Genomic DNA, 21,097 nt, shown 5'->3' on the forward strand with positions numbered 1-21,097 from the left:
CTGCTTGCTGGTCTTTTTTTAACGACTTTGGTGATTTAGCTTTTTAGCAAAGAAGTCACCAACAATTTGGACAATAAAAATCAAAATAATTACGAGTACTGTTGCCACTAAGGTAACATCATTATTAAACCGGTTGTAACCATAGGAAATGGCCGTGTTCCCCAGACCACCTGCACCGATGGCACCTGCCATAGCAGTTAAACCAATTAGACTGATAATTGTAACGGTCGATACTCGAACTAGTTCGGAACGTGCTTCATTTAGATAAATACTAAAAATTATATCCCAAATAGTTGCACCCAGACTTTGTGCTGCCTCAATTTTTCCTTGTGCCACACTCTCTAAGGCAACTTGTACTTGCCGCGCATAAAATGGGAAAACACCCAGAGTTAATGGTACTAAGGCAGCTTTCATCCCAATTTGCGTTCCTACAATCTTTTGTGTAACTGGGGCGATAAAAGCCAGCAAAATGATAAATGGGATTGCCCGGAAAATTGAAACTACTTTATCACAAAGATTAAACCAGAATTTGTTTGGACGAATGCCATCATCTTTGGTTAAAACAAGAACTACGCCAAAAACAATTCCTAATATACCACCAAAGATAGCTGACCAGAAGGTCATAAAGAGAGTTTGAACAATACTGGTGCCCCAGCCAGCATCCCCACTCCAACCGAGTTGAACAACATTTGGAAATACACTACTAAACCAACTACTCATACAAATTCCCCTTTTCATCAAATCTGGTTAACGATACCTGCTGCTCTTTTAAGAAGGCAACTGTTTCCTGCTGTTTTTCACTATCGCCTTTAACTAATACTAGCAAGGTACCAATCGGCTCGTCATCAAGCAATTCCACATTGCCATAAAGCATACTAACTTCAACTCCAATTTCACGATAAAGGTCGATGACAATTGACTTGGTTACATTAGCTACACTATAAACTAGTTGATAAATTGCTTCATCATCATTTAAATGATCTAAGTGTAACATCTCCAAGGTATTGATAACTTCAATTGACCCACCAACAAAGCTCTTGGTCAAGGCCATCTGCGGATGCAAAACGACATCACGCAACTTACCCTTTTCAACGATTTTTCCTTGCTCCATGACAGCTACTTTATCGCAAATCTTTTTAACGGCATCCATTTCGTGCGTAATTAAAACAATCGTTAAGTTTAGCTCTTTTTTGAGTTTTTTCAATAAAGCTAAAATTTGTTGTGTGTTTTGCGGGTCCAAGGCACTAGTTGCCTCGTCTGAAATCAAAATGTCTGGTTCATTAGCAAGTGCCCGCGCAATGGCAACACGTTGCTGCTGCCCACCGGATAATTGGACTGGATAAAAATTTGCCTTGTCTTTCAGGTCAACCAAATCAAGCAGATGTAATGACTTTTCTTCTATTTCCTTATCCTTCAATCCAGAATGCTTCAGAGCAAACGACACATTCTCAAGGACAGTTACTTCATTTAAAAGGTTGAAGCTCTGGAAAATCATGCCGATTTTTCTACGAGCCAATTGCAACTGCTTGTTGGCGATAATTTGCTTGCCATCCTTGACAAAGTCTGTACCGTTAACTTGAATGTCACCCGCCGTCGGCTTTTGCAAAAGGTTAATTGTTCTAACCAAGGTAGACTTACCAGCGCCAGAGAAACCAACGACGCCGTAAATATCGCCCTTTTCAACGTTTAAATTGACATCCTGCACTGCATGAACAATTTTTCCTTTCTTATCTGGGAAATCTACATTAACGTGCTTTAATTCAATAATACTCATGAACAATCATCCTTTACTAAAACTTGATATTCCAAGCTGGTATTGTGGTTTTCTTAAAATACTTCTTAATTAACTTTTTAGTTTCAGCCGTTTGGTAGGCCTTAACAACTGCTTGATAATCCTGATTATCCTTTTCGTCTTTGCGGGCACAAATGATATTCACCCATTGCAACGAATCTTTGTTAAGGGGTTCAACAAAGATTGTTTGCTTTTCACCAAGTCCTGCAGGTGTTGCAAAAGTATTATTGACAACTGCCGCGTCAACACTATTAACTACACGACCACACTGGTCAGCACTAACTTCCTTGATTTTAAAATTATGAGGATTTTTGACAATATCCGCAACGGTTAATAATGATTTATGGGGACGTAATTTAATTAAACCCGCATTTTTGAGAACAATTAATGAGCGTGATTCGTTAGTGGCATCATTAGGTACGGCAATTGTTGCCCCATCCGGCAGTTGACTAAGCTTGTGATACTTCTTGGAATAAAGTCTAATTGGTGAAATTTGCGTCCGCGCAATAGCAACAATATTACCATGATTAGCCTTGTTCCAATCTTTTAAGAAAGCATAGTGTTGAAAGGCGTTCAGATCAATGTCACCGTTTTTTAATGCTTTATTTGGCTGGTTAAAATCAGTAAAGTTCTTTATTTTAATGGAAACGTTATACTTCTTTTTTGCTAAAGCAGCTGCGTGATCCCAAATATCCTGGTCGGCTTTAGTCATGCTCACTACTCCAACTGTTACAACATGATTTTGTGTCTTAGGCTTATTCACCCCAGGGCCAAGACCGAACCAAGCGGCAACGACTACAACGACGGCGATAATTACCCAAATAATGATATTTCTTCGTTTTTTGTTACTCATGATAATTTTTCCTTTCTATTTTAAGGTAATGTCCCAAGCAGCAACCTCCATGTCGCCGTAATACTTCTTATATAATTTCTTGGTTTCTTCTGTTTGGTATGACTTCACAACGGCTTGATAATATTTATTATCAGTCTTGCCTTTCTTAGCACAGATAATATCAATCCATTGTTGTGAGTCCTTGTTAACTGGCTCAACAAAGATTGTTTGCTTCTTGCCTAAGCCAGCAGGACCGGAGAAGTCATTGTTTACAACTGCGGCATCAACTGAGTTGATTACCCGACCACATTGTTCAGCACTGATTTCTTTAATCTTTAAATTACGTGGGTTTTTAACAATATCGGAAACCGTAACAAGACTTTTACCCTTGCGTAAACCGATCAAGCCAGCGTTTTTTAGGACAAATAAAGCTCGAGACTCATTAGTTGGGTCGTTAGGTACCGCAATTGTTGCGCCATTAGGTAACTGCGTTAACTTGTGATACTTCTTAGAATACAATCTAATTGGTGCGATATAGGTTTTGCCAATTGGAACTACACCACCATGATTAGCCTTGTTCCAACTTGCCAAGAAAGAATAATGTTGAAAGGCATTCAGGTCAATGTCACCATTCTTTAAGGCTTTGTTTGGTTGATTATAATCAGTGAAGTTTTTAATCTGCACCGTTACACCATATTTCTTTTTGGCCGTCTGTTTAACATGCTGCCAAATAGCCTCCTCGGGCTTACTTTCACCAACCACACCGACAGTTACAGTATGCGAGTTTGAGTTATGATGTAATCCTGACCCAAATCCAAACCAAGCAGCAATAATTACAATAACAACAACTAGTATTCCAACAATTAAATTGCGACGTTTTTTATTACTCAACGACCTTTACCTCCAAAATTGCAATAAAAAAAGCATCCGTCCCAATCAAGGACGAATGCTCGTGTTACCACCTTTAAATTGTTTATTACTCACGTAATAAACCTCACTAGCTATCAAACAATAGCTTGCAAAGATAACGGATGCAACTCCGCCATTAGCTAAATATCACTAACAGTCATCATTTCAAGCCCATGTTCGCTACTACTTAACTGCTGACTCTCACCACACTGCCAACTCTCTTTATTGTTAAGAAAAATAGTTACTCTGCTTTTCAAGATGTATTAATTATTTAATTGTTTATTAATTTAACATTCGAATTACTCTCTGTCAACCCCAGAATAAAATTTATTTATTGTGAGTTTTTTTGAAAGCCTTAATCTGAACCATATGGTAACGACCAACGCTATAAGTTACAATTGCCATGCCAATGACTTGCCACCAAAAATTATAGTTGGCTGTCTCAGCTTGAATTAAGCTACTGATTAAAACAATAACACAGATTAAGAAAACTACACCAGACCAGATAACTTGCTTCATTTTTGGACTTCCTTTCGTAAATAAGTTAAAAAAGTATACGGATATTTATCCTGCTCATTAGGAGTATGCTTTACTGTTTTAATCAAATTAAATTGTTGATAATCAAGAGCTGTCATCACCGTATCGCCAGCAAAAGTGGCGTCAATTACGGTCCGTTCTAGAACATCAACACGCTCTTTTAATGTAGCAAAAACAGAATTACCGCCAATTACGCTGATTTGCTCTTGCTCATGGGCAGTAACCCAATCATTTAATGCAGTCAATGAGTTTACCGTGACAACTTGCTTATTTTCTGCATATTTTGAAATTAGTTGCTCGTCTTTAGTTAAAACAACGTGCAGCCTTTGCGGTAATAATCGCGGCAAACTTGCAAAAGTTTTTCGCCCCATAATTATCGGATGGCCGATTGTTATTTCCTTAAAGTGTTTCATATCCCCCGGCAATTGCCATGGTAAATGTCCATTTAGACCAATTTGACCTTTTTGATCTTCTGCCCATACAAAAGTAATCATCTATTCACCTCTACCTTATTATACGGTTTATTTAACTTTAATTGTTCTTTAAGGTCTTAGCTTGACCAATTTTATCGCTTATTGAAGTCTGATTGGTCTAACTTTTAAGTTTAAATTAGTGGTTAGAAATTAATTCAGGAATTATAATGGCCAATATGCTATAGTTAATAGGATAAATTTAATTGAGGAGTATCAGTAATGACTAAAAAAGACGATAAAAAGACGGCTGAAAATTTCAACAAAATGAAGGTTGCTGAAGCAAACCTTGTCCGCAGTTTGCAAGCAGTTGTTAAAGATCCTACCAAAGAAGCGGAACTAGGCGACGACATTTTTGCCAATCATAAGGCATGGCTACAAATAATTATGCCGAACTATTCCCCTGAAATCCACTTAGCACTAGTCGATGACTATGAAAAAGAAGCTCGCTACAAGTCATATTATGATGATAAGGCTGGTAAAGGTGCAACCGCAATTTTAGTCAAAATTGTCAAAGAACATTTAGCAAAATAAAAGGTGAAATTCTTCAATTAATGAAGAATCTCACCTTTTTTGTTGGCTGACATAGCAACATTGAAAATTAAGCAAATTAAAATGCACAACTCCAAAAAATACCGGAATCGTGCATTAATAATATGAATATACTCAATTTAATATTTCATAAGACGATAATATCTACGTGTTCTTGACGATCTGCCAGTCTTATTAGAATAAATATTATGCAACGCATCAAAATAATGATTTAAAACATATGGTTCAACAAAAACTCGTAAATTCTCAGGTAAATCGTTTAATTCAAACGACTTCATATCAACTATAAAACAATCTTTAGCATATTTTTTAGCAAAATTTACAACTCGTAAATCAATATTTCTAGTATCATTACTGTTTAAAACTACATTAATACTTTGATTTTCATCAGTAATTTCAAACGGTCCATGGAAATACTCACCTGAATGAATAGCTTGACTTTTTATTCTTTGAATTTCCTCTGACATATAATTCGAAAAACAACAAACTTCTCCCCAAGCTCTACCAGAAGAAACCCATATTTGTAAGTCATTTAAATCAGTTGAATTAACCTTTTTAACTGCATCTGGAAGTAAAACTTCAATTTTATCTGCCAATTTTTCTTTAATTGCTAACAAATTCGAAACTGCTTTAGAAGTATTCATTGAAACAGTTTGATCGCTATACATTTCTAACAACCAACCTAAATCAAGCAAATTAACATCAGTATCAATCGAATTTAATTTATATTTTAATGCTCCCATTTTTTCCATTGTAGTGTCCTTTTCACGAACAAACCCTACAATAGTTGTTTTAGGAGACTTATCCTTTATAATTGATAAAGCTTTTATCAATTCTTCTGTTTCTCCTGAGTTAGAACCACAAACCACTAAACTGTTTTCATTCAAATCATTTAAATAAAGATCTGTTAATTCTTCAGGACTTACTATTATGAAAGGAACCTTTAATATTTTAAACATTAAAGGTCTCAAATCAACAAATTTAGTAAATGAACCTCCACATCCAGTAAAATATATTTTTTTGATTGTTAAAGCTTTTAAGTTTAATGCAACCTCTTCAACTTTCGGAAATTCGTTGACAGCTTTTTCGTAATTATTAATAAATTCTTCTTTATTGAAATACATTTATAAAATCTCCTATACATCCTTTATGGTTTCAAAAAGCCTAAGAATGCTCCTAATACACTAATAGCTAAAATGGCAAGTAAAATCCACATCATCTTTACATGCTTTTTCTTTAACAGCCATGCAACAAAGAAAGTAACAGCAAGAGGTAATAAATCAGGCATTATCGAATTTAACATACTTTGAATCGTGTCAGGGTGGTTACCGGCACTGATTGCAACAGGCATATTAATTACAACCATTGAAGCAACCATTGCTCCAATTACAGTATTTCCTAAAATATTAATGACATAGGTAATAGTATTCATTAGACCATTAGCCATTTGATCAATAAATTTTGTTCCAAGTTTATAGCCCCACATTGTGCCATAATATCTTACCAGCATATTTGGTACGTTATATAATATTACAAATAAAATTGGTCCTAAGATACTACCTTTTTGTGCTAAAGAAATACCAATTCCACTAGCGATTATTCTTAAACTTCCCCAAAAAACAGAATCACCGATACCAGATAATGGTCCCATTAATCCAGTTTTCATCGAGTTAATCGATGAAGGATCAAATTCATCATCTGAAGCATTTTTTTCTTCCATTGAAGCTAAAACACCAGCAATAAATGGTGAGGTAGCTGAAGTACAATTAAAAAATTCGAGATGTCTCTTCATTGCTGCCTTACGCTCTTCAGAATTAGTGTAAAGTTTATTAATAATACCAGCCATAGTATAGGCAAAACCCATACTCATCATTCGCTCATAATTAAACGAAGCTTCCATTGGTAAACTACGCCAAAAGATGCCACGTAAATCTTTTTTGGTTAAATGTTTTGAGCTACCTTTGCTATTAGAAGTCATCTTCTTCAACCTCCGTTGAACTTACATTACTTGTTGATTGGTTTTGTCTAATTTCTGTCAAAATGATATACATTATTCCGGCTGCTATTGCACCAATAATTGAGGCTGCAACCATATCTAGTTTTAAATACGCAGCGCATACAAAGCCGAGGAAGAAAAATGGGGCCACTTTTTTAGAAAACGACATATTTAATAGCATTGCAAAACCAACAGCTGGCAAAATTTCCGTTGTAATCGTAATTCCATCAATTAATGCTTGCGGGATAATTTTGACAAATGAACTAACTAAATTACTTCCAAGGGCAAAAGAAATAGTTGTTACTAATGTCATCAATAATATTCGTGTTCCTGAAGCCCATAGATGCACATTGCCAGCTTGCATAATTTTCCCTTCATCTGCATACTTATCGGCTTTATGTGCCATTGCTGGAAATACAACAACGTATAATAAATTCTTAACAAGTAATCCTAATGTTGCAATTGGTATAACTAAAGTTAAAGCCACACTCACGCCATAACCATTTTTCAGGGCTAAAGCTGTTGCCAAAATTCCCCCAATTATTTCATCAGGCGGCACTGTTGCACCAACACCCATCAATCCTAAGAAGGCTAATTCTAAAGTGGCACCCATTTTCAGTCCTTCTGTGACATTACCAAAAACGAGTCCAATCAAACAACCAGTGACAATTGGACGTCCAATAAAAGATGATCCTAAAAAGTCTTGCATATTTGCAATCAAAGCAATTACAAACACTCCCAAAATTTGTAAAGCCATTATTACCTCTCCTTTGTAACTAAGCTACTAAATTCAGGAGCTGAATCAGTTGGAGCCTGTTGAACTACAACCTTTATGCCATCATTTTCCAAATCCGTTAACTTTTCTATTTCATCATCAGTAACATAAACTGATTTCGCAATATTCTTAGAATTTTCTACTTTTGCAGATAAGCCCAAATCAATCAATTTTATTTCCGGAGTCAACTTAGCTAATCGATATGCATCACTGATATTTTCAACAATGACAAATACACGGTACTTGTCTGTTACACCACTCTTAATAGCCTCTGCAGAATCAGAAATAGTCTTGAATATCAATTTCGAATTATCAGGCTTGGCAAGTTGTAATGTCTTCTTTCGAAATACGTCTTTTGCTACTGAATCGTTAGCAATTAATATAGCATTAGCAGATAAATTATTAGTCCATGCAAAGGCTACTTGTCCATGTAGTAACCGATAATCAATTCTTGTCATTACAATCATTTAAGTACCTCCTAAAAAGTATCTTCTTCATTTTCATTGTTGTTAAGTTCAACTAATTTCAAGCCAGAAATTCCTAACTTAACAATTTCCTGTAACTTAGTTTTAATTTCTGACGAATTAGAATCATCTAAACCACTAATTCCATTAATTAACTCTAAAACTAAAGGTAAATTCATTCCTGAAATCAAAAAATATTTTTCATTTTGTGCCACAACTTGAGCAATTGTTGTATTTACAGAACCACCAATAATATCTGTCACAAATAAAATCAAGTTGTCTTTAATTGGTTCTATTTCTTGGATTAATTGGTCCTTGAAATCAATTCCATCATTAACGTAAGCCGTCAAATAATGCAAATTCTTTTGTTTTCCCATAATTAAACTGACAGAATCATACATTCCTTTTGCTAAATTAGAATGGCTTGCTAAAATAATCTCCATACTTATCGCCTCCAGTTTTTTATATTAATAGAGCAATCGCTTTCAAGCAATAAAAAAAAGCTATTCCAAAAAAATAGCTTAAAATATTGAACCAATTTGACAACCAATTTAATATTTGATGTTCATAGCAAACTCAATTGTATTCGGATCATACCAAGATTTAGTGAACTCTACTAATTCATTATCCTTTGTATACCCGAGATATTCAAAATATAGTAAATACTTTTCTTTTATCAAATTCATTTGTAATGAAATAGATGACCGCTCAACAGCTTTAATACTTGTATTAAAGTTAACAGGCTTTTGATTTTTATTATCCATATAATCGTATAACGATAACTTACTGAAATCATATCGATGCGCATCAGAAAATTTTCTAAATGGAATATATGATCTTTGTAAAGCCACAACCTTACCATTGGCCATTCTTGTTCGAATTAATTCATAAAATTCTTCAATATCTCCAAACAAGTGCCTTTGAGTTGGGTCATAGTAAACTACTTTAAATGATTCAACGTGACTAGAAGAGGTTTTCTTATTAATTCGTGTTACTTGGCTAAAAGAATTAGGTGAATTTTCGCCTATTTCTAAAAGGTTATTAATTTCTGCATCTACTAAATAAGTACCATCTCCTGTCCTTTTTTCTAAAATATTATCTGATACTAATGAATTGATTGCATGCTTAATTGTTGAGCGACTATATCCTAATCTTTGTGATAATAACCGTTCATTCCAAATTCTAAGATTAGGCTGAAATTTACCTGTTGTAATCAGATCTAATATTTTTTTCTTGGCTTGCTCATATAAGTACTGTTCCAATTTTATTTCTCCAACGTAAAATATTCTGGTAGCATACTATCTTCTTCTATTCTAATAATCGAATTATATTCATTTTTTATTTTCAAACTTCTTATTAAAACCTGTAAATCGGTATTAGCTTTGCCCAATAATTTCTTTTCTTCTTGTGATGCCCAAGTTAACATGACCATTTGTGAAATGTTGTGAGCCGAATACTGATGGTCAACACTTAATTCCATATTTTCATCTATATCTCGTAAAACCAATTGATTGCTTGATTGATCTACTGGTATTAATGATTTAATTACAGCAATTGGCTGGTTTTGATTTTTTAATAAAAATAAACGGTATCTTAAACTTGCTATTTCACGTCCAAAAATTGCGTTATAAAAATTAGTACTTTCAACTTTCTTATTTTTCACCAAAGTAACTTCATCTGCATAATCAATAAGTAATGGGGTCGTGTATTCTCTTAATTTGACTTTTTTCATAAATATTATATCTTTCAATCCACAATATTACTTTTATAACTACAAATACTCATAGCTATTATAGTGAATTTTCAACTTAATTATTAGACTTACCTTTAGTATTTTTAAAAATTTTTAGTAAAATATTAATCGAACTAGCATTAAAGCAGTCGCCAGAGTTTTAAAAAGTATAGTACTTTCTATGGAAGTATTTTAAATTTTAACTTAGACCTATCTTTTCTTATTTTTTCAAAATTAGATCTCTTTATGATTAATTTTCAATTATATTGACAATAACTGAAAAATAACTAAAAAGTAAATAGCTAAGGATTTGATAAAACACCATCAGTATGTTTACTTTTATAATCCTTTATCCATTTGAAATATACTTTTAAATCAGCTTTAACAAGTTTAACGTAAAGGTCATTTGACTTGCTAGTTTTCTTATCAATAATGCAAGCAGCTTCATTATTAAAAAAATCAAATTATTTTCGAACGAAATATATCAAATGGTTTTTGATTCAAAAAATAGTTGTGCAACAAAAAAGCAGCAGTTCAGTATTTTTGCTAATACTGAACTGCTGCTTAGTTTATATTTTTATGACTAATAAAAGACTCTATTCAAATTAAAGAGTTTCAATATACTTTTGAGCATTCATTGCTGCATGACGACCTGAGTTAACATTATGCGCACAAGCAGATCCACCTAAAGTAATTGTATAAACATTACGGTATTGCATCGTACTGTCTACTCCTGAAACATAAAGACCTGGGATTTTATCAAAATTATCACGAATAACTTCAAACTTACGGTTTGACCCAATACCACCAACACCAATAAGATTTGATGGATCCAACCGGGCAATATAAAATGGTCCTTCATCCAAAGCCACTAACATTTCTTTTTCTTTGTTAAATTCTTCATCTTTGCCATTAGCACAGTAAGAATTATACTTTTTAATTGTTTCGGCGAAGTCAGCAACCGGTAAGCCAACAGCTTTGGCCAAGTCTTCAATCTTTTCTGCCTTGAATAAAGAGTTACCATCGTTTGTTTTAACGGCTTCGGCTAAAACTTCATCGGCGCCATCTATCCCTTTAGTTATCATGTCGTAAATCTTTTGACTAAATACTTCATAAGTAACTTTAGTGGATTTGATTGCCATTCTTTGATAAAGCAAATTATATTTCTTAACATTTTCATTAACCAAGCGGGCACCGTCCTGGTTAACAAACACCACTGGTCCGCCTGATGGTAGTGACATGAAACCATTAATTGGGTCAATGTACAAATGAACGCCTTCATGTGGAAGAGCTTGAATATAATTCATCATAAATTCTGCAGATTCCATAAGCATATCTTTAGCACCTAACGACATTGCCATCATGTAACCATCACCGGTATTACTTGGCATTGAACAATAATGCAGGTTTTCTGTCTGCCAACCCTGTTTTCTAATTAATTCTGGATTATGACCAACACCACCGGTAGCTAGTAATGTGGCTTTAGCGTTAATCTGAGTTACCTTACCATTTGCATTACGAATATATGCTCCTGTTACTTTGTCGCCATCGTACATAATTCCAATAGCACTAGAATTCAAAACGAAATTAATACCTAATTCATCTGCACGTTTCTTCATATAAGGAACATAGCCTTCTGAGGCAAAACCGCCCTTAAACCAATGAAATGTTGGAAAAGCACAGGTACCGTGGTAATCATCAACATTAATTAGTTGAACCCCCTGCTTTAACAGCCAACTAATATTTTCGGCAGAATTATTAACTAGATCGACCCAGAAAGAACCGCCTGTACGATATTGAGCAAGCTCCTGTTCACGGGCAATGATCTCCTCTTTTTCTGCATGAATACCTGCCTTTTTTTGCATATCAGTATTAATGCCAAAGATACCTTCAACACCGCCACCATTACCAGCTACAAAACTATTTTTTTCAATTACAGTAGTTTTCATTCCTAGTTCACCAGCTTGTACAGCAGCTGCTAAACCCGAAATACCGGCTCCTAAAATCAAGAAATCAGTTTCTTTTATCTGATCGATCTTATCTGGTTTACTACACCAATTTTGATATTCTGATTTCTGCTCTGACGTTGAAGTATTTTTATCAACTTCTTTTGAGTTATTTGTTGTACCATATTCAAATTCTTTAGGATCACCACCTGCTTGCTTAATAACATTAGCAACTGCGTCTATTAACCCTTTACTTGAATAAGAAGCACCAGTTAAAGTATCAACGGCTAAAGACTGGTCTGAGATTATTTTTTGCGGAATTTGAGAAAATACTGCATCTTCAAGACTATTAGGAACTATTTCTTTATTTGCCGTTATCTTTTTAATTTGATTATCGGCAATTTCAACTTCTATATCAGTTGAATTATTTTCATAACCAGCTGCAGTAATTTTATATATACCTGACTTCAATTTTTCCATTATGAATTTCTCCTTTTTTCTTTTTAAATTCATGTTAAAAATATCACTTAAATTAAAGACAGTGAAATGAAATAGTATTATTATTAATAAAAGAGTTTTATTAATAACGGAGAAAACCCCATGAATACTGAATATTTAAGATTGTTTCTTAACCTTGCCGAGACGTTGAATTTTTCACAAACAGCCAAGAATGTTAATTTAACACAACCTGCAGTAACCCATGCAATCAATAAATTAGAACAAGATTTAGGCTTCAAATTATTCAACCGCAATAAAAGAACTGTAGAACTAACCGAGGGAGGAAAAATTTTACACGAAAATGTTCAATCAATTCTTGTTAAATTAGATGCAACTATCCAAAGCGCACGAGCTGCAGAGGAAAAAGAGTTTTCTTCCCTTGCTATCGGCTATACTAGCACCTATTACGAAATTCAAAAGTTTCCTGAATTAATTAAGCAATTTAATAAGTTGCATCCCGATTCTCGTCTATACCTAGAAAATTTTGACCACAATGTTTTAAAGCAGCATTTATTAAGCCAACAATGCGATGTGATTTTTTCCATGCAAGATATTATTAATTCACAGAACATTAAGTTTATCCCATTAATCAAGGGACAGTTTGCATGTATTGTGCCTAACGCAAATCACCTTGCTAACCACAAATCATTGAAAATTACCGATTTAAAGAATGAAACTATGATTTTCTTTAATGCTAATATTTGTCCTCCACGACAGTTCAAGCTTCAACGCTTAATTAAAAAAATATGTCCCAACGCAAATTATTTATATTCTGATTCAGTATTACTCTCTCATACCTTTGTAAAGGGTAATCTTGGCATTGCTATGATGGTAGATTTAGCTAGTGTTAAAGATTCTCCTGATTTTAAGGTCATTCCTTTAGGATATCCAGATGAATTTCCTTATGTTTACGGACTCTCTTTTCTAAAAAACACTATTAATCCAACCATTAAAGATTTTGTGCCTTGTGTTACAAAGTATTTTATCTAGCGCTTATTCACAACCAACTATCAAATTTTTGTAATTACTATTAATAAAATAAATCCAGATATTCATTTTGTGCAGTTCAAATTCCAAATATACAAATCTAGTAGCTCTAATATTTTTATTAACTTAGATACTACACTCATATCCGTCAATAATAATGCAATACTTTTTACCAAAGCAAAAGAACATTGCTAAGTAGCAATGTTCTCTTTTTCATCTATTAAATTTTTGAATACTCTGTACACTCTAATAAAGGGTTATTCTCCTTTAAACGTACCTGCCTCAACTTGTTTAATAAAGTCAGCAACGTGCTTGTAATAGACATCAGGATTATCTACCATTTGGTGATGGCCGGCATCTGGTGTTGTTACTAAACGAGAATTGGGAATCTCTTTCTGCATAATTTTTGCAGTTTCCAGTGGCATTGTGTCTTCTTCACCAAAAGTCAGCAAAGTTGGCATCGTAATTTGATTTAGATATTTTCTAAAGTGCCAATCCTTCAATTTACCAGTAACGACGAATTCATTATCACCTTGGAAAGTATGATAGACAGGCAAGCCACCAATCCGCTTAATGTGATACAACTTGCATGGCTGACGTCGATCCAGAAAGTTAATATTCAAGATTTGGATGTCTTCGCGATAGCGTGGATTGGCAAAATCATGGTTATCTTCACATTCACGCATAAAGTTAATTTCTGTTTGCGGTAAAATCTCTTGTCTGCGGCGATTAATTGAGTCGATATAATCATCAATTTCATCAACCATTGAAGAAATAATAGTACCTTTAAGGTGTGAACCATATTTTACAGAGTATTCTTGTGCAAGAAGTCCGCCCCAGCTTTGACCAATTAGATAAAAATTGTCTAATCCCAATTTATCTCGAACTTCGTCAACTTCATCAAGAAAGTACTCATAAGTCAAATATTTTTCAGCAATTTTAGGGTCTGAGTAATCGGGTTGGTCAGAGTATAGTGAGCCTAATTGGTCATACATTGTTACTTGAACATGTAAACCTTGCTTGGCTAATTGATCAGCCGCATCTTCCCAATATTCATGATTACCACCAGGACCTCCATGTAGTGCAAGCAAATGAATGTCACCCTCACCTTGCGTACTTGTCCATAAATGATAGCCATTATCCAATGTAATAATTTTTGATCCGGTTTTCATATTTTCTCCTCGAATAGTTAATAATTATTTGATATATCCTACTTTATACCACAACGGTTGGTAGTTGTTTGTGTGTGATGGCTTCAATGAGTAACCCGTCAACTTGTCATTAACTGCGGTAATTTGGTAAGAATTATCAATTGGAATGACATAAGCTTCGTCATTCATGTATTCTTGCCATTCATGGAACTTTTGCACCCGATATTTGTGGTTAAAAGCCTTTGAAGAATTGATTTCTGTCATCAATTTATTATTTTTGACAGTCACAAATCTAGACATATTAAATGGCGCAGTCTCACTATAATAGGTTTGCGGTGACGGTTCTGATGGCATAGACCAGCCACCAATAAACATATCAATTCCCGGATCATCGTGTTGAAGTTTATCATAAAACGAGTTGTGCTCAATTAAACGTCCTGATGCTAATTGAACATTTAGACCAATTTTATGCCATTGTTGAATATAATTTTGAATAATAGGTTCTTGGGTTGAGTCACCACTCATGGCCGCAATATTAATAGTCAATGGTTGGCCATTAGGTTGCCTGCGCCACTTAACCTTCTTTTTATATCCAGCTTTATCTAAAATGCTGTTAGCCTTTTTCAAATTATAAGAATAGCCCTTAGCATTTTTATCAAAGTAATCACCGAATTGCGATGGAATCAAGGTTGGAACTCTAAAAGTTAGGCCATAAGTATAACGTTTATCAACCGCATCAACGTTCATTGCATAACCAATAGCTTGGCGCAATGCCTTGTTATTCATTTTTGCTTTAGGATTTTCAATGTTTTTACTTGCCTTATTGTCCCATTTACCAACTCTAAAGGCTAAGTAGTGATAGCTCAACGGAATTTGGGCAATGAAATTGACTTTTTTAGTATCTTTAACTTGGTTCCACTGGGTGTTAATGACCTGCATCACGTCAAATTTATGACTTTTAATTGCTTGTGAAGCAGAATTAGGTGAAACCACAGAAATGATAATCTTGTCTAATTTTGGCGTGCCGCGCCAGTAGTACTTATTAGGTGTCCAAGTAACGGACTGGCCGCGGACGATTTTATCAATTTTGAAAGCACCAAAGAACAGTGGCTCTTTTCTGATTTTATCGGAAGATTTTAATTTAGAGAAAGGTATATCCTTTAAATAGTGATAGGGTTCAGCCACATCCCATAAATAGCGATTTCCAGTGTTAAACATGCTAGGATTGAGTTCCTTAAAGTGCATAATAACAGTTCTACCATTATCACCATCAGGTATTTCAATTCCTGAAATAGTCTTAGCTTCACCATCATGATAAGCTTTAAGCCCATTAAGAATCTCAAACTGACTACTGTATCTTGGACAATTGGTAGCCTTATTAGCTAAAATTTCGTAAGCATATTCATAGTCCTTAGCGACAACCTGCTTGCCATCAGACCATTTAACGCCCTTTTTAATCGTTATAGTAGCAGTCTTCTTTTTTACATTTAATTTAAGAGTAGCTGGTCCCTTGTCAGTAACTTTGTAATGGTCGTCGCTATCAAATAGTGTTTCAAGACCTGGGGCTGCTACTTGGGAGTCAATGTCATCAGAAGATAATTCTTGTGAAAATATTCCAGCAAAAGGTGTGTCAGTTTCAAGACCAATCTTTACCGTGCCGCCCTTTTTGCTAGCTTTTTGCGGGGTTGACATTGGAAATTTAGATGCTGTTTTGGTTTCATCTTTACCATTGTTGTTCTTGCCACATCCGGCTAGGACAAGACCAGAAAGGCTTATAATTCCGATAGATTTAAATAAATTTTGTTTGCTCATCATGATATATCACTCGTTTCTACATTTAATTTCATATTTAAATAATATATCATAATATTTTCATAAAAACATCAAATTAATGAAATAATGTTTAATTTTATAGCTAGTTAGGGTAAAATACTAGCTATTATTAATACTAAATATAGCTTTAAGCTTCATGATATTTGAGAGATAGAGGTTTAATTATGGATAATGAAAGAATTAATAATTTTGCTGAAAAAGTAATTAAAGAATTTCACTTACCAAGTTTAGGTGTGGGCATTTATCAACATGGTGAAGACTTTAGTCATGTATACGGCGACGCAAAAGAAGATAGCTTGTACCCACTAGCATCAATTTCGAAAACATTTTTAGCAACAGCAATTTGTCAGCTTGCAGATGCAGGTAAGATAAATTTGGACGAGCCTTTAAAAAATTCTTGGCCAGATTTTAAAATGGTTGATAAATATGTTGAAGAACACCTGACCTGGCGAGATGCATTAAGTCATCAAAGTGGCTTGCCAGCACATGATTTGATGCGTTTTACCAATATGAACAAGCACGACCTATCTTTAAAAGAAAAAGCAGAACATGTTGGTTATTTACAGCCTACTCATGAATTAAGACAAAAAATGCAATATAGCAATTTAATTTTTGCAGTAACAACCTATGTAATGGAACAAGTCATTGGCGAAGATTATGGTACGTATGAACGTGAGCATTTGCTTAAGCCACTTGAAATGAACGATACTTACATTAATCATCATGAAGCACCATTTGCTAGAATCACTAAACCATATATCAGAGATAATAATGTGACAAAAGAAGTGCCTTTTATCGCACCAGGCAAGGTTGGCGGTGCTAGCAGCATGATTGCGACTATTTCTAACCTACTTACTTGGGCAAAATTTCAATTGCAAACGCAAAAAACAACTAAAAATGAAGTCACAGCTCAGCGGTATTTACCACAATCAATTATGCTACCCAACCGTGCTTATGGTGGTGCCAACTTTGCTGCCTATGGTTTGGGAATGATGATGGAAGATTATCGTGGCCACAAGTATTTTTATCATAGTGGTTCATACATTGGCTATTGTTCATTCTTGGGCTTTGTGCCGGACCTTGATTTAGCTTTTGTATTTACAACCAATATGGATTCTACTGATGCAATTTTTGCTTTAGCTTACCAAACAATTGATGCTGCATTAGGCATTAACACAGTTGATTGGGCAACTAAAGTATCCGAAACAATGACAGCTAAGATTGCAAATAAAGAAAAGAAACTTAACGCTTTGAAGGGAGCAACATGGAATCATGTTAAAGCTGACGCTGCTCAATTAGGTGATTATCATAATCCAGGATATGGCTTAGTTACTTTGAGCGCTGACAATGACAATTTAATGGTTACTTTAGGAAAATGGCGTTATCCCGTGATGATCAATAATCAAGGTGCTATGTTTATTGAAGAGCGATTATACGAGCATGAACTTTTGCCAATCACTTTAGGCGATAATGCTCTGAAGATTTTAACCGAGCCAGCATTAAAGCAGCCAACAGAGTTTGAAAGGGTATAGCATTTTTTATAATTTGCTTTAATTTAGCCCTAACTTCCATCTTTTTTCGAAGTTAGGGCTTTTTTATGATTAATTTTCGGTTATATCCCCAACAATTAAAGAAAAAATACACAACTTCGATCAAAATATCGAAATCGTGTATTAACAGCAGTATAAATTAATGGAACCAATGGGTATTTTTATCCGTAAACGCCAGTAAGTCATTACTCATATATAAAATATAAGTGACAAACAAAGTTAAATTAGCATCCCCTTGAAAAGCCGTCACGCCCCACAGAATGATTGACATAATTCCTTGAATTGTCCAAAAATAATATTGTTCGCGAAAACGCAAAGTACACAATAATGAGCCAGTTACTCCAATTGAACCCGCAAAGGCGTCAATCCATGGCCGAGGGCTAATAAAAATTTTGGTATCCATAAAATAAAGAGCACCAGTAACAACAGCAAAGAAAATCAAAGTGAGCAGCCATTTAGATGCATTTAACCCGTGAATATGCTTTTCTGCGTCTTTTGCCCATGCAGGCAGTAACAAAACCGGCAAGTCTAATAGAAAGATATATGATGCTTGCAAGACAACATCGGCATAATTACGAGCATTAATTGCCACCACTATATAAATTAGTGCTGATAAGAGCCCCAAAATACCATTTAATGGCTTAGCATTTGTAATTGCCAGCGTACAAGTAAAGCCCATAATTGCCGCAATCATTGTTACTAGCGAAATGGTATTTATTGGCGAACTAATGGTAGTGCCAATAATTACCCCAATTCCCAGCATTAATAATAAATAAGTCTTAAAACTCCAACCACGCATTTGCTCAACATACCACTTAAGTCTGAAGACATCGGTATTTGGCTGTATTTTCATTATTCCCTCTCCTTACAGATACAATATTTAGTATTTTTAAACATGTTACCTATCATATCATGTGTTTTTCCTAAAATACAATTTTTTAAATGTTGGCAATCCAGTCAGGACGAGAACTTGAATAATTTGATAAAAAAATCTTATAGCTTTAGTAAAAATAGGATAAAGATTTTTAAAAATATAATTGTAAGCAAAAATTTCTAAATTTAATTTGGAAAAAAAGAGGCAATAGGGTATAATGTTCTTTGTTGTGGAGAGTTGGCAGAGTGGTAATGCACCGGACTCGAAATCCGGCGAACCAAGTTTTTCCTTGGCGCGCAGGTTCAAATCCTGTACTCTCCTTAAATATAGGTAGATATATACTGATATAATGGCATTTATTTATAGCGATGCATACTAAACTAAAAAAAGGAGTTTCATAAAAGAAACTCCCTTTTTTTCTATTCAAATTTATTAATTTGTGGCTAAATTTAAAATAAAGCTTCTTACAGAATTATTTTTCATCTCTACTATTTTTACAAAATAGTTACAAAAAATGCTGATTTCTTAAGTTTTATTCAAGACCAGCTTTAAACGGTACATACCGGTCTTGAAATACTGGTAAAATAGCTTCAGTAAGTATTTCTAGGTAGTGATTTATATATGCAAACAAGTATTTGGCTTGCGGCTCTGTCCGCTTTTATTCTGCTAATTCTTATTGTTAACATTCGCAATTCACGTCGCTTTAATCTCTTTGATCATTGGCTGCATCACAAGTTAGTTAGAAATCACGATGGCTTTAGTTGGCAAATCGTTGCTTTCATTAATGATCCTAAGTTAATGGTAGTTTGGGACATCCTGCTTGCCAGCTTTCTCATTAATGAGGAAAGAAATATCACAGCACTATGGGTAATTGCCACGTTAGGTTTTACTGATATTACGGGGATTTTACTCAAGCGTTGGATGCATCGCAAACGGCCGATTGAGCATTCCGATTTAGAGGATGGCTACAGCTTTCCCAGTGGCCATGTCTTGGGCGCTACTTGTATGGTTCTCATTATCCTGCAGGTTTTCGGCAAGGAACTCGCTAGTTGGCTAGTCATTGCATTAGGAATGATTTGGTTAATGGTTGTCATTTCCCGCTTAAGTCTTAAAGCACATTATCCTTCCGACGTTATTGGTGCAACGAGCTTAGCCATCTGTTGTTTTACAATTTCGCAGCAGATATTATTAGCCATTATTTAAAAAAGACAAGTTTCAGTTGAAACCTGTCTTTTTTCTTTATAAATCTTCAAAGCCAATCATTAATCCGCCCTCTTCAGCGTAAAAGGTACATAACCCTTTCATCGAGCGAATAATTACTTGAGCTTGCGGATACAGTTCAATAATCTTTTCTTTAAGTGTCTTGGCATCCTTCTCATTCTTGCAATGATCAATAATTACTTGACCACCCTGATACTTCATCTCAGCCATCCGCTTAATGACTTCTTTCAGCGCCCGCTTCATCCCGCGGACTTTTGCTAGTGGCTCTAGTTTGCCTTCCTTGCTGGCAGTACCAACAAGGTCAATCTTCAGCATCCGTGCAACTTTAGCAACAGCAGGACTAACACGGCCATTTAGCGACAAATTATGCAATGATTGCAAAATAAATAACAAATGGGTATGCGTTTTATATTCCGAAATTTTTTGTTCTAAATCAACAAATCGCAATTTACCATTAATCAATCGCTTAATTTCATTTAAAATAACAGACATTTCTGGACCAGCAGAACGAGAATCTACTACAATTACATGACTGTTAGGATGTTTCTTTTCATACATTTCTTTTGCTTGAAACGCTGAAGAAAAACTGCCACTAAGACCACTAGTAATCGTCATTAAAATTGCCCGATTACTGCCCTCTAATGCTTCAAGCCATTCATTAATACTTGGGCAAGATGTCTTACCAGCTTCAGTATTCTTTGCCATCTCGGCAATTAGCTGATCAACATCAAGTTGGTCGCCGTCAATAAAGTCCTGACCAGCAATGGTCATTGTCAGCGGCACTACTTGTACCATTTGGTCGGTATTTTCGTTGGCACTAGAATCAATTATTAATTTTACTTCTTCCATTTATTGATACATCCTTAAATTAAATACAAAATCAATTTATGAATTAAATTGTATAGATAAATAATAAAGCAAAACCGGCAAAAAAGCGACTAAAAATTTTTAATTATAGAAATCGCTTTCAAATGTTTA

At 34.6% G+C, this 21,097-nt stretch carries 22 protein-coding genes, 1 tRNA gene and 1 other annotated feature; of the genes, 5 read left to right on the forward strand and 18 right to left on the reverse strand.

Annotated features, from left to right (window positions below; translation table 11 throughout):
• Nucleotides 1-18: 18 nt before the first annotated feature.
• The 6 genes from PT287_RS04425 to PT287_RS04450 form a co-directional block, all read right to left on the reverse strand.
• Nucleotides 19-720: a methionine ABC transporter permease gene (locus PT287_RS04425; protein ID WP_277132930.1), complete on the reverse strand. Its 702-nt coding sequence runs from the start codon at nucleotides 718-720 to the stop codon at nucleotides 19-21.
• Nucleotides 713-1,774, reverse strand: coding sequence for a methionine ABC transporter ATP-binding protein (locus PT287_RS04430; RefSeq protein WP_277132931.1), 1,062 nt, complete (start codon nucleotides 1,772-1,774; stop codon nucleotides 713-715). Before PT287_RS04430 ends, PT287_RS04425 begins: the two co-directional genes overlap by 8 nt.
• Nucleotides 1,775-1,790: 16 nt before the next feature.
• Nucleotides 1,791-2,645: a MetQ/NlpA family ABC transporter substrate-binding protein gene (locus PT287_RS04435; protein ID WP_277132932.1), complete on the reverse strand. Its 855-nt coding sequence runs from the start codon at nucleotides 2,643-2,645 to the stop codon at nucleotides 1,791-1,793.
• Nucleotides 2,646-2,660: 15 nt separating this feature from the next.
• A complete protein-coding gene (locus PT287_RS04440) occupies nucleotides 2,661-3,515 on the reverse strand; it encodes a MetQ/NlpA family ABC transporter substrate-binding protein (protein WP_277132933.1) in 855 nt (284 codons plus the stop codon).
• A 44-nt stretch (nucleotides 3,516-3,559) separates the two neighbouring features.
• Nucleotides 3,560-3,799, reverse strand: a binding site (T-box leader).
• Between the two features lie 61 nt (nucleotides 3,800-3,860).
• Nucleotides 3,861-4,052: a hypothetical protein gene (locus tag PT287_RS04445; protein ID WP_277132934.1), complete on the reverse strand. Its 192-nt coding sequence runs from the start codon at nucleotides 4,050-4,052 to the stop codon at nucleotides 3,861-3,863.
• Entirely contained in the window at nucleotides 4,049-4,564 is a 516-nt protein-coding gene (locus PT287_RS04450) for a dihydrofolate reductase (RefSeq protein ID WP_277132935.1), read from the reverse strand. The genes PT287_RS04445 and PT287_RS04450 overlap by 4 nt, the downstream gene beginning before the upstream one ends.
• 198 nt (nucleotides 4,565-4,762) lie before the next feature.
• Between PT287_RS04450 and PT287_RS04455 the strand changes: the two genes are divergently transcribed.
• Nucleotides 4,763-5,074 (forward strand): TipAS antibiotic-recognition domain-containing protein, encoded by a 312-nt coding sequence (locus PT287_RS04455; protein ID WP_277132936.1) that lies wholly within the window; start codon nucleotides 4,763-4,765, stop codon nucleotides 5,072-5,074.
• Between the two features lie 137 nt (nucleotides 5,075-5,211).
• Here PT287_RS04455 and PT287_RS04460 read toward each other — a convergent pair whose 3' ends face one another.
• The 8 genes from PT287_RS04460 to PT287_RS04495 all read right to left on the reverse strand — a co-directional run bounded on the left by PT287_RS04460 (nucleotide 5,212) and on the right by PT287_RS04495 (nucleotide 12,485).
• Entirely contained in the window at nucleotides 5,212-6,216 is a 1,005-nt protein-coding gene (locus tag PT287_RS04460; protein WP_277132937.1) for an SIS domain-containing protein, read from the reverse strand.
• A gap of 23 nt (nucleotides 6,217-6,239) precedes the next feature.
• A complete protein-coding gene (locus PT287_RS04465; protein ID WP_277132939.1) occupies nucleotides 6,240-7,070 on the reverse strand; it encodes a PTS system mannose/fructose/sorbose family transporter subunit IID in 831 nt (276 codons plus the stop codon).
• Nucleotides 7,060-7,845 carry a PTS sugar transporter subunit IIC gene (locus PT287_RS04470; protein WP_277132940.1) on the reverse strand — a complete coding sequence of 262 codons (786 nt, stop codon included), beginning with the start codon at nucleotides 7,843-7,845 and terminating at the stop codon, nucleotides 7,060-7,062. The genes PT287_RS04465 and PT287_RS04470 overlap by 11 nt, the downstream gene beginning before the upstream one ends.
• 2 nt (nucleotides 7,846-7,847) lie before the next feature.
• Entirely contained in the window at nucleotides 7,848-8,330 is a 483-nt protein-coding gene (locus PT287_RS04475) for a PTS sugar transporter subunit IIB (protein ID WP_277132942.1), read from the reverse strand.
• Between the two features lie 11 nt (nucleotides 8,331-8,341).
• Nucleotides 8,342-8,770, reverse strand: a complete 429-nt coding sequence (locus PT287_RS04480; protein WP_277132943.1) for a PTS sugar transporter subunit IIA — start codon at nucleotides 8,768-8,770, stop codon at nucleotides 8,342-8,344.
• A gap of 108 nt (nucleotides 8,771-8,878) precedes the next feature.
• A complete protein-coding gene (locus PT287_RS04485) occupies nucleotides 8,879-9,589 on the reverse strand; it encodes a GntR family transcriptional regulator (protein ID WP_277132944.1) in 711 nt (236 codons plus the stop codon).
• Nucleotides 9,590-9,591: 2 nt separating this feature from the next.
• Nucleotides 9,592-10,059, reverse strand: coding sequence for a hypothetical protein (locus PT287_RS04490; protein ID WP_277132945.1), 468 nt, complete (start codon nucleotides 10,057-10,059; stop codon nucleotides 9,592-9,594).
• 605 nt (nucleotides 10,060-10,664) lie between these two features.
• Complete coding sequence (locus PT287_RS04495) at nucleotides 10,665-12,485, reverse strand: FAD-dependent oxidoreductase (RefSeq protein WP_277132946.1); 1,821 nt, start codon at nucleotides 12,483-12,485, stop codon at nucleotides 10,665-10,667.
• 120 nt (nucleotides 12,486-12,605) lie between these two features.
• Here PT287_RS04495 and PT287_RS04500 point away from each other — a divergent pair, with 120 nt between their 5' ends.
• On the forward strand, nucleotides 12,606-13,493 hold the full coding sequence (locus tag PT287_RS04500; RefSeq protein WP_277132948.1) for a LysR family transcriptional regulator: 888 nt from the start codon (nucleotides 12,606-12,608) through the stop codon (nucleotides 13,491-13,493).
• A gap of 254 nt (nucleotides 13,494-13,747) precedes the next feature.
• Here PT287_RS04500 and PT287_RS04505 read toward each other — a convergent pair whose 3' ends face one another.
• Both PT287_RS04505 and PT287_RS04510 read right to left on the reverse strand, forming a co-directional pair.
• Nucleotides 13,748-14,662 carry a proline-specific peptidase family protein gene (locus PT287_RS04505; RefSeq protein ID WP_277132949.1) on the reverse strand — a complete coding sequence of 305 codons (915 nt, stop codon included), beginning with the start codon at nucleotides 14,660-14,662 and terminating at the stop codon, nucleotides 13,748-13,750.
• A 24-nt stretch (nucleotides 14,663-14,686) separates the two neighbouring features.
• A complete protein-coding gene (locus tag PT287_RS04510) occupies nucleotides 14,687-16,453 on the reverse strand; it encodes an oligopeptide ABC transporter substrate-binding protein (RefSeq protein ID WP_277132981.1) in 1,767 nt (588 codons plus the stop codon).
• A gap of 185 nt (nucleotides 16,454-16,638) precedes the next feature.
• On the opposite strand from PT287_RS04510, the gene PT287_RS04515 reads away from it, so the two are divergent.
• Nucleotides 16,639-18,006, forward strand: a complete 1,368-nt coding sequence (locus PT287_RS04515) for a serine hydrolase domain-containing protein (protein WP_277132950.1) — start codon at nucleotides 16,639-16,641, stop codon at nucleotides 18,004-18,006.
• Between the two features lie 157 nt (nucleotides 18,007-18,163).
• Here PT287_RS04515 and pnuC read toward each other — a convergent pair whose 3' ends face one another.
• Nucleotides 18,164-18,877 (reverse strand): nicotinamide riboside transporter PnuC, encoded by a 714-nt coding sequence (gene pnuC / locus PT287_RS04520; protein WP_277132952.1) that lies wholly within the window; start codon nucleotides 18,875-18,877, stop codon nucleotides 18,164-18,166.
• A 252-nt stretch (nucleotides 18,878-19,129) separates the two neighbouring features.
• On the opposite strand from pnuC, the gene PT287_RS04525 reads away from it, so the two are divergent.
• Both PT287_RS04525 and PT287_RS04530 read left to right on the forward strand, forming a co-directional pair.
• Nucleotides 19,130-19,219 (forward strand) — tRNA-Ser (locus PT287_RS04525).
• Between the two features lie 300 nt (nucleotides 19,220-19,519).
• Complete coding sequence (locus tag PT287_RS04530; protein WP_277132954.1) at nucleotides 19,520-20,101, forward strand: phosphatase PAP2 family protein; 582 nt, start codon at nucleotides 19,520-19,522, stop codon at nucleotides 20,099-20,101.
• A gap of 36 nt (nucleotides 20,102-20,137) precedes the next feature.
• On the opposite strand, the gene PT287_RS04535 is transcribed toward PT287_RS04530, so the two are convergent.
• Complete coding sequence (locus PT287_RS04535) at nucleotides 20,138-20,968, reverse strand: DegV family protein (protein ID WP_277132956.1); 831 nt, start codon at nucleotides 20,966-20,968, stop codon at nucleotides 20,138-20,140.
• Nucleotides 20,969-21,097: the final 129 nt, after the last annotated feature.

The sequence above is a fragment of the Lactobacillus sp. ESL0679 genome (assembly GCF_029433515.1).
Lineage (GTDB): Bacteria > Bacillota > Bacilli > Lactobacillales > Lactobacillaceae > Lactobacillus.

Bases quoted from the DNA above. Each gene is read 5' to 3' on its own strand.
- PT287_RS04425 (WP_277132930.1), bottom strand. From the start codon at position 720: ATGAGTAGTTGGTTTAGTAGTGTATTTCCAAATGTTGTTCAACTCGGT.
- PT287_RS04430 (WP_277132931.1), bottom strand. From the start codon at position 1,774: ATGAGTATTATTGAATTAAAGCACGTTAATGTAGATTTCCCAGATAAG.
- PT287_RS04435 (WP_277132932.1), bottom strand. From the start codon at position 2,645: ATGAGTAACAAAAAACGAAGAAATATCATTATTTGGGTAATTATCGCC.
- PT287_RS04445 (WP_277132934.1), bottom strand. From the start codon at position 4,052: ATGAAGCAAGTTATCTGGTCTGGTGTAGTTTTCTTAATCTGTGTTATT.
- PT287_RS04450 (WP_277132935.1), bottom strand. From the start codon at position 4,564: ATGATTACTTTTGTATGGGCAGAAGATCAAAAAGGTCAAATTGGTCTA.
- PT287_RS04455 (WP_277132936.1), top strand. From the start codon at position 4,763: ATGACTAAAAAAGACGATAAAAAGACGGCTGAAAATTTCAACAAAATG.
- PT287_RS04460 (WP_277132937.1), bottom strand. From the start codon at position 6,216: ATGTATTTCAATAAAGAAGAATTTATTAATAATTACGAAAAAGCTGTC.
- PT287_RS04465 (WP_277132939.1), bottom strand. From the start codon at position 7,070: ATGACTTCTAATAGCAAAGGTAGCTCAAAACATTTAACCAAAAAAGAT.
- PT287_RS04470 (WP_277132940.1), bottom strand. From the start codon at position 7,845: ATGGCTTTACAAATTTTGGGAGTGTTTGTAATTGCTTTGATTGCAAAT.
- PT287_RS04475 (WP_277132942.1), bottom strand. From the start codon at position 8,330: ATGATTGTAATGACAAGAATTGATTATCGGTTACTACATGGACAAGTA.
- PT287_RS04480 (WP_277132943.1), bottom strand. From the start codon at position 8,770: ATGGAGATTATTTTAGCAAGCCATTCTAATTTAGCAAAAGGAATGTAT.
- PT287_RS04490 (WP_277132945.1), bottom strand. From the start codon at position 10,059: ATGAAAAAAGTCAAATTAAGAGAATACACGACCCCATTACTTATTGAT.
- PT287_RS04495 (WP_277132946.1), bottom strand. From the start codon at position 12,485: ATGGAAAAATTGAAGTCAGGTATATATAAAATTACTGCAGCTGGTTAT.
- PT287_RS04500 (WP_277132948.1), top strand. From the start codon at position 12,606: ATGAATACTGAATATTTAAGATTGTTTCTTAACCTTGCCGAGACGTTG.
- PT287_RS04505 (WP_277132949.1), bottom strand. From the start codon at position 14,662: ATGAAAACCGGATCAAAAATTATTACATTGGATAATGGCTATCATTTA.
- PT287_RS04510 (WP_277132981.1), bottom strand. From the start codon at position 16,453: ATGAGCAAACAAAATTTATTTAAATCTATCGGAATTATAAGCCTTTCT.
- PT287_RS04515 (WP_277132950.1), top strand. From the start codon at position 16,639: ATGGATAATGAAAGAATTAATAATTTTGCTGAAAAAGTAATTAAAGAA.
- pnuC (WP_277132952.1), bottom strand. From the start codon at position 18,877: ATGAAAATACAGCCAAATACCGATGTCTTCAGACTTAAGTGGTATGTT.
- PT287_RS04530 (WP_277132954.1), top strand. From the start codon at position 19,520: ATGCAAACAAGTATTTGGCTTGCGGCTCTGTCCGCTTTTATTCTGCTA.
- PT287_RS04535 (WP_277132956.1), bottom strand. From the start codon at position 20,968: ATGGAAGAAGTAAAATTAATAATTGATTCTAGTGCCAACGAAAATACC.